The 14,328-nt window shown below is 67.8% G+C and carries 10 protein-coding genes and 1 pseudogene; 5 read left to right on the top strand and 6 right to left on the bottom strand.

Annotated elements, in window-relative coordinates:
* The coding region (locus tag Vqi01_RS21920) for an EamA family transporter (RefSeq protein ID WP_204036709.1) at positions 1-369 on the top strand (369 nt) is incomplete at its 5' end.
* 1,729 nt (positions 370-2,098) lie between these two features.
* On the opposite strand, the gene Vqi01_RS21915 is transcribed toward Vqi01_RS21920, so the two are convergent.
* Entirely contained in the window at positions 2,099-2,272 is a 174-nt protein-coding gene (locus Vqi01_RS21915) for a hypothetical protein (protein ID WP_204036714.1), read from the bottom strand.
* Positions 2,273-2,538: 266 nt separating this feature from the next.
* On the opposite strand from Vqi01_RS21915, the gene Vqi01_RS21910 reads away from it, so the two are divergent.
* The 4 genes and pseudogenes from Vqi01_RS21910 (at position 2,539) to Vqi01_RS21895 (ending at position 8,671) form a co-directional block, all read left to right on the top strand.
* A complete protein-coding gene (locus Vqi01_RS21910) occupies positions 2,539-4,419 on the top strand; it encodes a threonine--tRNA ligase (protein ID WP_204036708.1) in 1,881 nt (626 codons plus the stop codon).
* Positions 4,420-5,301: 882 nt separating this feature from the next.
* Positions 5,302-5,702 (top strand): annotated as a pseudogene (locus Vqi01_RS30940) (transposase family protein); the annotation flags it as partial.
* Positions 5,703-6,356: 654 nt separating this feature from the next.
* Entirely contained in the window at positions 6,357-7,850 is a 1,494-nt protein-coding gene (locus Vqi01_RS21900) for an AfsR/SARP family transcriptional regulator (RefSeq protein WP_204036706.1), read from the top strand.
* A gap of 47 nt (positions 7,851-7,897) precedes the next feature.
* Positions 7,898-8,671, top strand: a complete 774-nt coding sequence (locus Vqi01_RS21895) for a thioesterase II family protein (RefSeq protein WP_275408836.1) — start codon at positions 7,898-7,900, stop codon at positions 8,669-8,671.
* 166 nt (positions 8,672-8,837) lie between these two features.
* Here the strand turns inward: Vqi01_RS21895 and Vqi01_RS21890 are convergent, their stop codons facing one another.
* Genes Vqi01_RS21890 through Vqi01_RS21870 form a run of 5 tightly spaced genes read right to left on the bottom strand, consistent with a single transcriptional unit; the run spans position 8,838 to position 14,324 of the window.
* Positions 8,838-9,956: a branched-chain amino acid aminotransferase gene (locus tag Vqi01_RS21890; RefSeq protein WP_204036704.1), complete on the bottom strand. Its 1,119-nt coding sequence runs from the start codon at positions 9,954-9,956 to the stop codon at positions 8,838-8,840.
* Positions 9,946-11,205, bottom strand: coding sequence for a cytochrome P450 (locus tag Vqi01_RS21885; protein ID WP_204036703.1), 1,260 nt, complete (start codon positions 11,203-11,205; stop codon positions 9,946-9,948). The genes Vqi01_RS21890 and Vqi01_RS21885 overlap by 11 nt, the downstream gene beginning before the upstream one ends.
* Positions 11,202-12,986, bottom strand: coding sequence for a non-ribosomal peptide synthetase (locus tag Vqi01_RS21880; RefSeq protein WP_204036702.1), 1,785 nt, complete (start codon positions 12,984-12,986; stop codon positions 11,202-11,204). The genes Vqi01_RS21885 and Vqi01_RS21880 overlap by 4 nt, the downstream gene beginning before the upstream one ends.
* Positions 12,983-13,240 (bottom strand): MbtH family protein, encoded by a 258-nt coding sequence (locus Vqi01_RS21875; protein ID WP_204036701.1) that lies wholly within the window; start codon positions 13,238-13,240, stop codon positions 12,983-12,985. Before Vqi01_RS21875 ends, Vqi01_RS21880 begins: the two co-directional genes overlap by 4 nt.
* 43 nt (positions 13,241-13,283) lie before the next feature.
* Positions 13,284-14,324 carry a class I SAM-dependent methyltransferase gene (locus Vqi01_RS21870; RefSeq protein WP_204036700.1) on the bottom strand — a complete coding sequence of 347 codons (1,041 nt, stop codon included), beginning with the start codon at positions 14,322-14,324 and terminating at the stop codon, positions 13,284-13,286.
* Positions 14,325-14,328: the final 4 nt, after the last annotated feature.

The following is a 14,328-nucleotide window of genomic DNA, read 5'->3' as shown; positions in this document are numbered from 1 at the left end:
GTCACGCTTGCTGGCTTCGCCGTGGCGACACGCACGCCGGTCGCCGTACCGCCAGCGTTGCTGCCCCGGCTAGTGGTGCTCGCGGCCGTACCGGGCCTCCTCGCCCTGCTGCTGTACTACCACGCCCTGCAAAACACCCCCGCCTCCCGCGCGACCCTGGCCGAGCTCGCCTTCCCGCTGTCAGCCGCGCTCGTCGGACTCACCCTGCTCAACGGCCGGCTCGTCCCCAGTCAATGGGTTGGCCTCGTCCTGGTCCTGGGCTCGGTCGTCCTGCTCTCGCTACACGAACACCGCAGCACCCGTCCCGCCGTGACACTGCCGCAACCAGGCTCCGAGCAGCGAACACCCAGCACGGCGTCACAGCGGTGACGCCACCGACACCGGCGCGGCCGCACGCCCGCCACGGGCACATCCTCGCCCCGTCCCCGGCCTGCCCACCGTACGCCGGGCCGACCGGGCCTGTCCTGCCGATCATGAGGGCCAGATGGCGGCGGCGATGAGGACGAGTGGCTCGATAGAGGGAGGCGCACTTGGCGTAGGTGCGCCGCAGGCCCGACCATCGCCTGGGCACCAGCTGCAGTGCATCCATTGATGTCGGCTGGTGGACTTGAGGTTGCCATCGTCCCTCCGACACGAACTCCCACGAGCCGGCCGGAGTCACGCGCTACTCGATTTAGGGTGACGGCAGGGAAGTGATGGTGGCGGGGGAGTGGCACGCCGACTCCTTTACTCGGCCGGTTTATGCTTCAGGCGACCTGGGCAAACGTGCGTGAGCATGTCGCTGGGCCACCGGACTACTGGGGGTCAAGGGGTCGTCGGTTCAAATCCGGCCGTCCCGACCAGAAGTTGCAGGTCAGAGCCGGTTTCCTGGAGATCAGGGGACCGGCTCTTGATCGTTTGCTGCTCATTTGTTGCTCGTCCTGAGCCTCAGTTGCTGACACGTACCGGCACGGCGGATGCCCAGGCGGATCAACCGATCTGGGTTGATCGGGCGTGCTGCGGCCGGTTGTGTTCAAACGGGTGTGGCGCGAGACGCGCCACGAAGCCGGGTGGTCCTGGTGCCTGGCCGGCAGCGGTCGGGCGCTGCGTGTGCTGCGGCCGTGCCAGATCACCGCGCAAGGAGCAGGTTGGCCTCCCCGCGAGAAGGCACCGGTGCCCGAAGCCGGTTCGTCACGTACACCAAGCGGGCTTCCGGCGAAGAGACGCCGAGATCGAGAGCTCTGGCCAGAGCTGCAACACCCTTGAGACCCGGAGCCGACGCAGGTTTGCCTGCTGAGTGGTCATGGCGTCCCTGGTAGGGGCGATGAGGACTGGCGGGCACCGAGACGTGGGGCGGCTACAGCACGTTGCGATCCCTGGTCGGGGCGATGAGGACGCGACACAGTACCCATTGCTCGGGTACGGGCGAGCGCGCGCCACGTGCGCGAACGTCCGGTCGGACAAGAATTGTCCCAGGTGCTACGCAGCAACAGGGAGCGTCGACCCGATCGCGTAGGTGATGTCCGGTTCCTCGAGCGTGAATACAGCTCACCGCGGGTGTGCGCGGGTGGGCTGGCCCGCTGATCTGACCCCCTGATTGACCGTTGGGCGCCGGGAATCTATTGTCCGACGCATGAACACCTGTTTCCGGCAGGTGTGCAGGGTGCGTGTGGCCGAATCCCCCTCGGACACCAGTTTGCAGCATCCATGCTGTGTATCGCGTACTGGTGGTCAAGCGCGCTTGACCACGCAAATCTCAGCGCAGCGACGCTCTTGATCGGCCCTGTTTCGATCGGGGGCGATAGTCGTGGTTGATCGTTCTGTAGCTCCGGTCGTTCCGCCGGTGATGTTGGCGGATCAGGAGAAGGGCCACCGTCGGCAGCCCGGGGGAGCACGTCGCCGCCCGCCGTTGCCGCTGCCGGTCCTGCCGACGCCGCCTGCACATCCGCGAGAGCTCCGGACTGATCGTGATCCGGGTGGATCGGCAGGGTGTCTCCACCGTGATCGGTCAAGGTCGTCTGCATCTGCCGGTGGCGGTGCGGCAGTTCGGGTTCTGCTTGGTCGCTGAACCAGATACCGGAGACCTCGCTACGTCTCGAACACCGACACGCGAAGATCCTCAAGCCGGCAGCTCAAGCCCTGCCACCGACTTCGACACAGGCCTTAGTAGTTGGTAGACGATGAGCAGGGCGTGGATCCCCTGGTCGATGCCGTCGGGGGTGTGGGCGCGTAGGACCCGGCCGCTGAGGATGGTGGATTTGAGTTCAAGGTAGGCGGTTTCGATCTCCGCCATTAACCCATCCCATCAGTACAACGAGGCGGCGTTGCAACCATCGGTTGACTCCGAGCCGGAGACCCGCACTCTAATGATCACCGACACACCGCACCCGACTGCGAGCCACTGCCGAGGCTGGATAGGATCGGTGTTCGGCGCGGCCGGGAACGGCGGCGAGAGGGATCTGAAACAACCTGTTGCTGGTTATAGCTTTGCGTGCCTGTCTGGTGCGTCGCGCGGCCATGCGGTCGACACTTAGAATTCAGGGGGCTTCCTTGCGGTTGATGTTGATTCACGCCGACCGGTTTTCCTTCCAGGTTACCGACAGGACGAACGTCGCGGGGTTTGTCGGTGACCTCGCGCCGGGCGAGGAGCGCGCCAGCCTCGAGGACGTGCTCGTGGCGTTCGTGTCGGTCGAGAAGGCCGACGAGTCTGGCCCGCACGACGTAGCCGAACAGGCCGCCATGCAGATCCGTGCCACCGCCGACAAGCTCGGTGCCACCCGCGTAATGGTTTACCCGTACGCTCACCTGTCCAGCGACCTCGCTAAGCCGCGGATTGCAATCGGCGTGCTCGGCCAAGTCGCTGACCTGATCTGCGACGAGAGCGGCCTCGAAGTCCATCGGGCACCGTTTGGCTACTACAAGTCATACGACATCGCGTGCAAGGGACACCCGCTATCCGAGCTGGCAATGACGGTCCTACCAGGAGTGAGCTCCGATCGGGCCGAGGGGCAGGCGACGCGGCCGGCCGTCGAGTCGAAGGCGATCGCAGCGGAAAAGACGCTGCGGTCAGAGTGGCGCATCTACCAGCCAGACGGCGCGTACGTGCTCGCCGACGACTTCGACTTCACGTCGCACCCAGGGCTGAAGGATCTGTTCACCTACGAGCGGTCGGGCACCCGAGTCGCCGAGGAGGCGCCGCCACACATCAAGCTCATGCGCGAGCACGAGCTGGTCGACTACGAACCGGCCTCCGACACCGGCAACCTGCGCTGGTACCCGCAGGGTCTGCAGATCAAGCGCCTGCTGGAGCAACGGGTGACCGGCATGGTCGTCGACTACGGCGCCATGGAGGTTGAGACGCCGATCATGTATGACTACGGGCATCCGGCGCTGTCGAAGTACCTGCACCGTTTTCCGGCTCGCCAGTACGTCGTGCGCAGCGAAAACAAGGAGTTCTTTCTTCGCTTCGCGGCCTGCTTCGGGCAATACATGATCATGAACGACATGGTCGCTTCGCACCGCGACCTGCCGGTGCGCCTCTACGAGTTGACCCACTTCTCGTTCCGTCGGGAACAGGGTGGCGAGGTCGCGGGCCTGCGGCGGCTGCGCTCGTTCACGATGCCCGACATGCACAGCCTCGTTCGCGACATGGAGATGGCAAAGCAGGAGTTTCTCGACCAGGTCAGCCTGTGCCTCGACTGGCTGGACGACACCGGACTGAACTGTGTGCCCGCGATCCGATTCGTACGCTCGTTCCTTGACGAGCACCCGGATTTCATCGAGCAACTCATGCGTCGACTCCGCCAGCCGGCGCTCATCGAGGTGTGGGATGAGCGGTTCTTTTATTTCGTAGCTAAGTTCGAGATGAACTTCATCGACAGCGGCAAGAAGGCCGCATGCTTGTCGACGGTCCAGATCGACGTCGAGAACGCCGAGCGTTTCGACATCACGTACATGGCCGAGGACGGCACCAAGCAGCGCCCGCTACTCTTGCACACTTCGGTCTCCGGGTCGCTCGACCGCAACGTCTACGCGATCCTCGAGACCCAGGCTATGCGCATGGCGCGAGGCGAGAAGGCGCAATGGCCAGTGTGGTTGGCCCCGATTCAGGCTCGGTTGGTCCCTGTGACCGGCGCCCACGTTGAGGGCGCGATGCGGTTGGCCGAGCGGTTACCGTACCGGGTCGACGTCGATGACCGCGACATCAAGCTCGGCAAGAAAATCCGCGAGGCCGAGAAGGAGTGGATTCCGTACGTGCTGGTCGTCGGCGAGCGTGAGTTGGCCGGTGGAGACCTCACCATCCGGACGCGGCAGGGCAGCCAACTTGAGATGTCATTCGACGCGTTTCTGGAGCAGTTAGCGACGGAGACCGCCGGCAAACCGCAGCGCCCTGCCAACACGCCACGGGCGGTGTCGAAGCGGCCCATCTTCGTCGGCTGATTTCTATCGGGATCGGCGCCCCCTCCGAGCAGCCGATCTGATTGACCAGCTGGCGTTGCGTGGGCTATGGCGGACCCACGGTTGGAGAAGCGTCCCCCCCCCCCGACCTCTTCGGGTCCTACCAAGTGATGCCCTCGCACCGATCACCGGGTTGCAGCCTGCCCGGTTCCGCAAGCCGGTTGGGTAGTCCGGGTGGTTGACCGGGTCTTGGCCGGGCGGGTTTCGGTGCGCGGCCGCGGGGTTGCCGGATGCTGTCGCGCGGCTTTCGATCTTCAGCTGCAAGAGCTGCTGCGATTCGGCCACGTCGTCACCGCGAAGGCATCAAGGCCCTGTTCGTGCAGGTCCTGGCGCTATGCGCCCAGCGTGGGCTGGTGGATCTGGCCGCGGTGGCGGTGGACGGCGACGGTCGCCGCCCGCTCCACCAACCGCAGCCTCACGCCCTAGCGACCATGATCGCCGATGGCGAAGCCGAGATTGACCAGTTGACGGGTGACATGAGCGACCCAGCAGCCGCCGCAGGCAGCACCCGGCACAGCGCCGCCGGCAGTTGCCTGCGGCGGCTGTCCGGGCTCGGCGACCGCTTGGCGCGCGCCCGGATGGTCCGGGACAAGCTGCATGAACGCGCGCTGCCCTCAGCCGGCGAAATCCGGATCAAGGTCGAGGCCGCGGAGCGAATGATGGCCAGGGCCGCCCAGCGGCTGGCCGAGGTCACCGCCGCCCAGCAGCAATGGCTGGCCGACTACGCCCGCCGGAGCCTGCTCTCGCCAGGACGATCCGCCCGTCCGGGGCCCGCGGTAGCGGCACCGCCGCCACCGCGGTCCGCAGCCGCTCGATGTCGATCCCGGCTGCGCGTCGGCCAGTTTGAACAAGGCGTCCCGGCGAGCAGTCAGCAAGAACTACCGGTACTCGACCGACCTGCAGGTCGCCATCGACGCCATCACCCACCCGGTCATCGCCGTCGACGACCCGCCGCCCGGCAACCGCAACGGCACCATCGTCTACCGCAGGTCTGGCATCCGGCAGGAGGCTGGACGGGGCGGCCGGTGATGGCCGACGGCGGCTACCGCGGCGATCCTTCCGTACGGCGAGCCCACCGACGGGAGCGACCTGCCCAACGGGAAGGACGCCCTCAACGCCGAGCACCGCACCGTTCGAGCCGGGTCGAACACACCTTGGTCAGGCGCTTCAAGATCCTGCGCAACTTACGCCGCGCTGCCCACACATTGGCTCATCGCCGCCTCCGGACTTCCCAACCTCGGGTTGTCAAGAGTTTAAGGCATTGATCGCATCTTCACTTCTTGCTACGGTCTCCTCACTCGCGGAGCCAGCATACGGGGGCAGCTTGCGAACACTCTCTGTTATCCCGTCCGCCTACAGGCGGGAGCACGAAAGTTCATCGGCCGGCCATGACAAGTTCGTCGAAGCAATGCCAGGGCCACCTATCCTGACGAGTCGCTTCGCTCTTGCGGTTTTGCGCCAATGTCCGACGACCGGGAACCATCATTTCGAGTCGTCAGCGGTTATTGCGCGAACCAAGCCCTGCCTGAAAAACACAGTCGCAACGGCAGACATCGCATCTACTGGTAGCCATCTCTCTGATGAGTCGATGACGAAGGCGGGAAGCCGCTCCTGCGCCATCTGCGGAAGGGGGGTGAAATAGGGGCTCCCGTTGTTTATGGCCGCCGTATTCGAGGTCCGGTCGGCACCCGCCCCTAACCGACAAGGAGCCGCAGCATGCGCTTGTCCGCGGAAGTATGCGAGCCCTCTCCGGTAACTCGGCGCTCGCCTCGGTCAAGCGAATGGCGCACGACATAATAGGAGATCAAAGACGCATGACACAAAAACGGGTAGGCCTGTTACGCCCGTACCCCGGCCCGACCATGGCAGCGACAACCCCAGCGGCGACGGCTTCCACAGCAACAGGCGACGCTGGCTCAGTGCATCTGCGGTTCTCCCTACTGGGCCTGGTGCGCGCCTGGGCAGGCGGCAGGGAGATCGACCTCGGCCCCCCGCTGCAACGGGCACTGCTGGCGGTACTCTTGTTCCAACTGAACAGACCGGTCAGCAATGAGCACGTGGTCCGGGCGCTCTGGGGAAACGCCGCACCCCGGTCCGCGTACGGCGCGGTCCGCACCTACATTTACCGGCTCCGTCGCAAGATGACCGAGGTCGTTGATTCGCAGCATTTCGCCCTTCACTCGCACTGTGGTGGTTACCTGCTGACGGCGGACGGCGCAACGATCGACACCGAGGTGTTCCAGCACCGGCTGGCCAGCGCCCGGCAAGCAAAGGAACAGGGCGACCTCGGCCGGTCCATCGCCCAATTCCGCGCCGCACTGGCGCTGTGGCAGGGCGTGCCCATCGCTGGAATGGACACCGCCTTCTTCAACACGGAGCGGGAACGGTTGGAGCGGCTGCGCGGGGCGGCGGTCGAGGAACTGACCACTGCGGAGATCAGGATCGGTGACCATGCGAGCGCCCTGACCACAGTGCAGGAGGCGCTAGCCAGTCAGCCGCTGCGGGAACGGCTGTGGGAGCTGCTGATGGAGGCGCTGTTTGGGCTGGGAAGACGGGCCGACGCGCTGGCCGCATACCAGGATGCTCGGCGCGTCCTACAGGCCGAATTGGGTTTGGAACCCAGCACTCGGCTACGCGAGCTGCACTGCCGGATCCTCACCCCGGAACCGGCCGGCTACGAGCCGGCGGTGGAGCCGATCATCCCGCTGGCCACCACTGCCGCGCTGGACATCCTCACCCCCACAGCCGACGGCTTCGTCGGGCGCACCACCGAGCTGTCCGAGCTCATCAGCCGGGTAGTCGGCTCTCCACAACCGGTCCTCGTCGGTCTGACCGGAGCGCCTCGTGTGGGTAAGAGCGCCCTCGCGATCCGTGCCGCGCACTTCCTCCAGCCGCACTTTCCCGACGGGCACTTCTTCGCCCGGCCGGACGGCCACGACGGCGAGCCGAGACCCGACGGGGTGCTGGTGAGGTTCCTGCGCCAGTGTGACGTGCCGCTGGCCCAGATTCCATGCACACTGCCGGAGTTGACCGCGCTCTGGCGCGCGACCGTGAACGGCAAGCGGGTCGTTGTCATCCTCGACGACGTGCAGGAGGCGAGCTGGGTGCTGCCTCTGCTGCCGAATTCCGCAGGATCGGCGGTGCTCATCACCTGTCGGCAGCCGCTGACCGGCCTGCCGGCCCTGCACACGATCACCCTGGGCGGCCTCAGCCTGCCTGACGCCCTGCAACTGCTCGGGTCGAGCATCGGGCCAAACCGGCTCCACGAGGACGTCGAGGCGGCCGCCCGGTTGGTCGCGGCCTGCGGCTACCAGCCGCACCTAGTCCGCGCCGCCGCCCGCCGGCTGCTGGAGGTCCCGAGCCGGAGCATGACCGATGTGGAGCGCGAACTGGCCGCCCACGCCAAACTCTGAACAACGCCCACCACCGCTGCTCATCCGACTTGCGAAGGACTGCGACCATGCCAGTTCCACCCCGCCGTCGCTCCGCCAAGCCACCCTGGCTGACCAGGAAACCAGATCACACTGCTGAGGCACGACTTTTCTGCTTCCCGTACTCCGGATGCGGCGCCTCGATGTATGGCCAGTGGCCGCAGCGAATAGGAGAAATCGAGGTGTGCTTCATTCAGCCGCCGGCCCGCCAGAACCGTCTCCACGAACCGCACTACGAGACCTACGCGGCACTGGCCCACTCGCTGATCGAACCGATGCTGCCGTACTTGGACAAGCCGTTCGGCTTCTTTGGGCACTGCGGCGGCGCGCTGCCCGGCGTGGAATTGACCCGCCAGTTGGCCTCCGGTGGACATCCGGTGCCCCGGCGGGTCTTTGTGTCCTCGCAGGTCGCCCCGCACGACGGTCCGTACGGTCGGTTCCTCGAATTGAACAACAACGAGCTGGTCAACGAGTTGCAGACGATGATCGTCCGGCTCGGCGGGCGGCCGACACCCGAGCTGATGGAGATGAGCCTGCAGCTGCTCTTGCAGGACTTGGAGGCGAACAAGCGCTACCTTGAGCCGGACGTCTTCGAACTGCCTTGCGGCATCACGGCGATCGGCTGGTCGGAGGATCCGGAGATCCCGATGGAACTTATGGGCGGATGGAAGGATATGTCCAAGGACTGTCGATCCGTCCTCCTTCACGGCGGTCACTTCGAATTCCTCGGGGCACCGCGAACGCTGCTGGCGGAATTCGAGCGGGACCTGTTGGACGTGAGTGCACACCGGACCGCCTCCTGACCGGCCCCTGAACCGGGTAGCGGGATCCGTCGGGCCAGTGACCGACCGGGCCTCGGCGGCGCTGCCGGTGACGGCGACAACCGCAGGGCTGGTTCTGGTAGCGCCGGTCAGGACGCGGTACTCGCCGGGATTCACTCCGGCCGTCCGCCGTCGGCCGGAGTGAACCTCAAACCAGTCGGTACATCCAGCCATACGGGTCGCCGCTGATCCCGTGGTGAATCTCCGTCAATGCGTTTCGGAGTGCCACCGTGACCGGTCCTGTCCGACTGTCGCCGACGGCGAAGCCGCCGGTGGCATGACGGACCGTGCCCACCGGCGTGATAACTGCGGCGGTGCCACAGGCGAACACCTCGGCCAGCTCGCCGGTGAGGGCGGCCTTCTGCCATTCCTCGACGGACACGCGCCGCTCCTCCACGGGGTGGCCGAGGTCGTGGGCGAGCCGCAGGATCGAGTCCCGGGTCACTCCCGGCAGGAGGGATCCGCTCAGCTGCGGGGTCACCAGACGGGCACCCGGACCCGTGCCGAACACGAAGAACAGGTTCATCGCACCCATCTCCTCGACCCAGCGGCGTTCCACCGCGTCGAGCCAGACGACCTGGTCGCACCCCTGCTCCGCGGCCCGGGCCTGGGCCGCCATGGTGCCGGCGTAGTTGCCGGCGCACTTGGCCGCGCCCGTGCCGCCGGGTGCGGCGCGGATGTGCTCCTCGGACAGCCACACCGTGACCGGCGCCGCACCGCCCGTGAAGTAGGCGCCGGAGGGCAGCGCGACGAGCACGTAGAGGTAATCGCGCGCCGCCCCCACCACCAGGTCGGTAGACGTGGCAATCATGAGGGGCCGCAGGTACAGCGAGCGGCCCCTCCCCTCCGGCACCCATCCTTCGTCGTACCCCGCCAACTCGCGCAGCGAGGCCAGGAAGAGGTCTTCGGGCAGCTCCGGCATGGCCAGCCGGCGGGCAGAGTCGCGGAACCGCCGGGCGTTGGCCTCGGGACGGAAGCAGGCGATCGTCCCGTCCGGCTGCCGGTACGCCTTCAACCCCTCGAAGATCGCCTGTCCGTAGTGCAGCGCCTTTGTGCAAGGGGACAACGACAACGGCTCGTGCGGCCGGACCCACGCGTCGTGCCAGCCCCGCTCGGGCGTGTAGTCGATGGTCACCATGTGGTCGGTGGCGTACCTGCCGAACCCCGGGTCGGCGAGGATCTCGGCGACCCGCTGCGGCGGCGCCGGAGCCGGACTCCGTCGTCGCCGGAAGGCCGAGGTCACCGGCGGGTCGACATCAGCCGTCATGGCGGGGCTTCGCGCGGCGGGTGGCGACGAGCGGCAGGTGCTTGAGCCCGGCGATGAAGTTGGAGTGCAGGTGTTCCTGCTCGCCCGCCGACTCGAAGCCCTCGAACTGCTCGAAGAGCTCCTCGAAGAACTCCTGAAGGGTGATCCGGGCCACCGCGTGACCGACGCAGTAGTGCGGGCCGACACCGAAGGCCAGGTGCCGAGTCGGGTTGCGCCGCACGTCGAACTTGTACGGGTCGGGGAAGACGCTGCTGTCCCGGTTCGCCGAGCCCAGCCACGCCACGACCGGGTCGCCCTTCCGAATCGTCACCCCGCTGAGCTGTACGTCGCATTTGGCGTACCGCATGAAGTGGCTCGCCGGGGAACTCCAGCGCAGCGCCTCGTTGATGCCGCTGAGCAACAGCTCCGGCTTGCTCGCCCAGTCGGCGTACCTACCGTCCTCCATCAGTTCGATGATCGCGGCGTTGGGGACGTGCGGCGTGGTGACGTTGGCGCCGAGCAGCAGGCTGTAACAGTTGGAGACGATCTCACCCGGACGCAGCTTGCGGCCGTCCTCGAAGTCCATGGTGCGCAGCACGTCGATGAGGTCGCCGGTCCCGTCGGATCGACGCCGGGCCACCGAGTCCTCAAAGGTGGCGAAGAGCTCCCGGTGGGCCCGTTGCAGGGTGTGCCGGCCGCCCTCGGGCATCACGTACTCGGGGTCGTCGGGGGCGATCGCCTGGCTGGTCAGGTAGGTCAACTGCGGCCAGTCGGCCCGGTCCAGGCCCATCAGCGTCCCGGTGACCGCCATCGGGAGCCTGCCGGTCATCGTGGCGAAGTCGAACGGCTCGCCGTCAACGATCTCGGAGAAGAGCAGCCGCACCTCCTCCCGGATCAGCTTTCGGTGGCGTTCGAGGATCCGTCCGTTGAGTGCCCGTTGCACCGGCGAGCGCATCTGGGTGTGCCGGGGCGGGTCGGTGGCCGGGAGTTGCTGCCCACTGGCCGGGTCCTTCTTGCCGAGCAGGTTGAGCAGGGTGCCGTGCTCAGAGGTGAAGACGGTGTGATCGCGCAGCACCCGGGCCACGTCCTCGTAGCGGCTGGTGGACCAGTAGCCGTGCTTCTCGTTCACCTGCTGCCAGTGCACCGGCTCGCGCTCACGCATGGCGTGCCACACGGCGTGCGGGTCACCCTCGCCGTGCATGACGGGGTCGACGAGGTCGACCTGCTTCAAATCGATCGGCTCGGTGCCGGTCGGTCGCGTCAACCTCATGCCTTGTCCCCTTCCTGGGCCCGGTCGACCGTTTCGGCGAGACCCGCGACCGTGGCGTCACGGAAGAACAGCTGGGCGGCGGGCATCTGCACGTCGAGGGTGTCCCGGATCCGGACCAGCAAGTCGGCGGCGAGCAGCGAGTTGCCCCCGATGTCGAAGAAGTTGTCGTAGAGGCCGACCTTCTCGACCGCGAGTGCGTCGGCCCACATGCCGGCCAGCAGCGCCTGGACCGGCGTTTGCGGCGGCTCGTACTCGACGTCGGTGTCGCGCGGCGACCGCCGCGGCGCGGGCAGCACAGCCCGGTCGATCTTGCCGTTGCGGGTGAGCGGAAGCTGGTCCATCAGCACGATGGCCGCCGGGCTCATGTGCTGCGGCAACCGCTTGTGCAGGAGGAGCCGCAGCTCGGGGAAGAGACTTTCCTCGCCGGCGTCGGCCACCACGTAGGCGACCAGGACCTTCTCGCCGGGAATACGGTCCGCGCGGGCCACCACGATGGCCTCGCGTACCGCCGGATGCTCGGCGAGCACGGCCACGATCTCGCCCAGCTCGATCCGGTACCCTCCGATTTTGACCTGGTCGTCGGTACGGCCCCGGAACTCCAGGGTGCCGTCGGCGCCGCGCCGCACCACGTCGCCCACGCTGTACATCCGCTCGCCGGGGCGGAACGGGTCGGCCACGAACCGCTCCGCGGTGAGCGCCGGGCGGCCGAGGTAGCCGCGGGCGAGCCCGGTGCCGCTGGTGTAGAGCAGCCCCCACTCGCCGTCGGGCACCGGCGCGAGCTTCTCGTCCAGGACGTACACGTCGGTGGCAGTGACCGCGCGGCCGATCGGCACGGTCGCCCCGACCAGCTCGGTCACCTCGTGGCAGGTGGTGAAGCAGCTGTTCTCCGTCGGGCCGTACCCGTTGATCAGCCGCAGCTGCGGGTGGGCCTGCCGGACGCTGTTGATGTGCGCGGGGGAGAGCACGTCGCCGCCGGCGAGGAGCTGGCGCAGCCCGCCGAGGCCGTCGAGGTGGGCGTCCACCATGCGGTGGAAGAGGCCGGTGGTCAGCCACAGGGTGGTGACCTTGTCCCGGTCCAGGCTCTCGGCCACCTCGGACAGGGCCAGCGTGCCGGGCGGGTGGATCACCAGCCGGCCGCCGTTGGCCAGCGCGCCCCAGATCTCGAACGCTGCCGGGTCGAAGGTCAGCGCGCAGAGCTGGAGGAACGTCTCGTCGGGGTCAAGGTCGGCGTAGTCCCCGCGGATCAGCCGGACGACGCCGCGGTGTGGCACGCTCACGCCCTTGGGCTGACCGGTCGAGCCGGAGGTATAGCAGACGTAGATCAGGTTGTCCGGCGTCGTGTCGGACCGGAGCGTCGCCGCGACCGGCTCCGGCTGCACCGCGCCGTCGAGGCTCACCACGGTCGCCTCGACCTCGGGAAGCTGATCCACGAGCTGCTCATGGGTGAGCAGGACCCGGGCCCCCGCCTGGTCGAGCATGTAGCGGAAGCGTTCCGCCGGTTCGCCCGGGTGCAGCGGCAGGTACGCGCCGCCGGCCTTGAGGGTAGCGACCAGCGCGACGATCATCTCGAAGGACCGTTCGACGCAGACGCCGACGATGCTTTCCGGGCCGACCCCGAGGGAGCGGAGCCGGTGCGCCCACCGGTTCGCGCGCTCGTTCAGCTCCGCGTACGTCAGGTCCTCGCCGCGGAAGCGCAGCGCGACCGCGTCGGGCCGGGTGCGGACCTGCTCGTCGAAGAGCTGGGTGATCGTGGCGTCGCGCCAGTCCACCTCGCGGCTCATTGCTCGCCTTCCTGCTGCGCGACGCCGGCGCCCACCGGGGGCCGGGCCTGATCCATCTGCGCGACCAGCGACGCGGGCCGCATGTCCACCCAGTGGGTCTCGACGTACTCGATGCACTCCTGCCGCGGCGCGGGACCGAAGACGGCGGTCCAGCCGGCCGGCACGTCGATGAGGTCGGGCCACAGGGAGTGCTGGTTCTCGTCGTTCACCAGCACCCGGTACGTCCCGTCCAGGTCCTCGAACGGATTGCTCACAGTGATCTCCTTCTGGTCGTCGGGAGCGGGCGCGGACCCGGCGTCACCGGTTCGGGGTGAGGTCGTAGAAGCAGAGCCGCGGACCGGCTTCGGGGCGGCAGTAGATGCGCCGGCACTCCAGGGCTGTCTGCTCGAACACCCGCAGCCACTCGGCGCGCTCGCGCGGCATGCCCTGCCCGGTCAGCACATGGATGAGGAAGAAGTCGTCGTCGTTGTCGCGCGCGTCGTACCGGATCTCCGGCTCTCCGACCAGCAGCATCTTCAGCTCGGGCAGCGCCTCGCGGTACTCGTTGAGCACCCGCACCACGGCCTGCTCGCCGTCGCGGAACAGCTCATGCAGCGCGCTGACGATGCACATGCCGTCCGCCCCCCGGGTGACCGCCGGCCAGGTGTGCGGGGCGAACGCGTCGGCGACGACGAACTCGACCCGGTCGGCGACCCCCGATCGGGCGGCCAGCCGGGTCGCCTCCGCGACCGCGTCGGCGTCGATGTCCAGCCCCACGCCGGTCAGCTCCGGGTCGCGCAGGCAGGCGTCGACCAGGAGGCTGCCGCCGCCGCACCCGACGTCGAGCAGCTGCCGGACGTCCCGGTTGCGGGTGGCCTCCATCAGCACGGGGGTGTGGAAGGCGGAGAAGAGGGTCGCGCAGTGCCGGCCGAGCGGGCCACCCCGGCGCAGCACGTCGGTGCCGTAGGTGGCCCGGCCGGTGAGCAGGTCGCTCATCCGGCTAATCACCGGTCCGTACGCCTCCAGGTAGATGCCGAGGCGGGCCAGCGGCACGTCGCCGGTGAGCAGCTCGCCCTTGCGGGTGAGGTGCCAGCCGTCGCCGCGCCGCTCGAGGACGTCCCGCATCGCCAGGTACGCCAACAGGCCCTCGCCGACGCGCTCGTCGAGGCCGGCGAGCAGGCCGTCCTCCGGCAGGCGCTTGCCGTTGCGCAGGTTGGCCAGCACGCCGCCGTTCACGAGGGCGGAGACGGCATGGCTCAGGCTCATCGCGCTGATCAGGTCCGGCATGGTGGAGAGCCGGAAGTCCTGCCAGACGCCCAGCTGCTCGCCCTCACGCAGTTCCACGAGTTCGGGCCGCATCGGT

It is taken from the genome of Micromonospora qiuiae (assembly GCF_016863555.1).
GTDB classification, from domain to species: Bacteria; Actinomycetota; Actinomycetes; order Mycobacteriales; family Micromonosporaceae; genus Micromonospora; species Micromonospora qiuiae.
The sequence above is the reverse complement of the archived record's forward strand: the minus strand, read 5'-3'. Positions and strand labels throughout refer to the sequence as shown.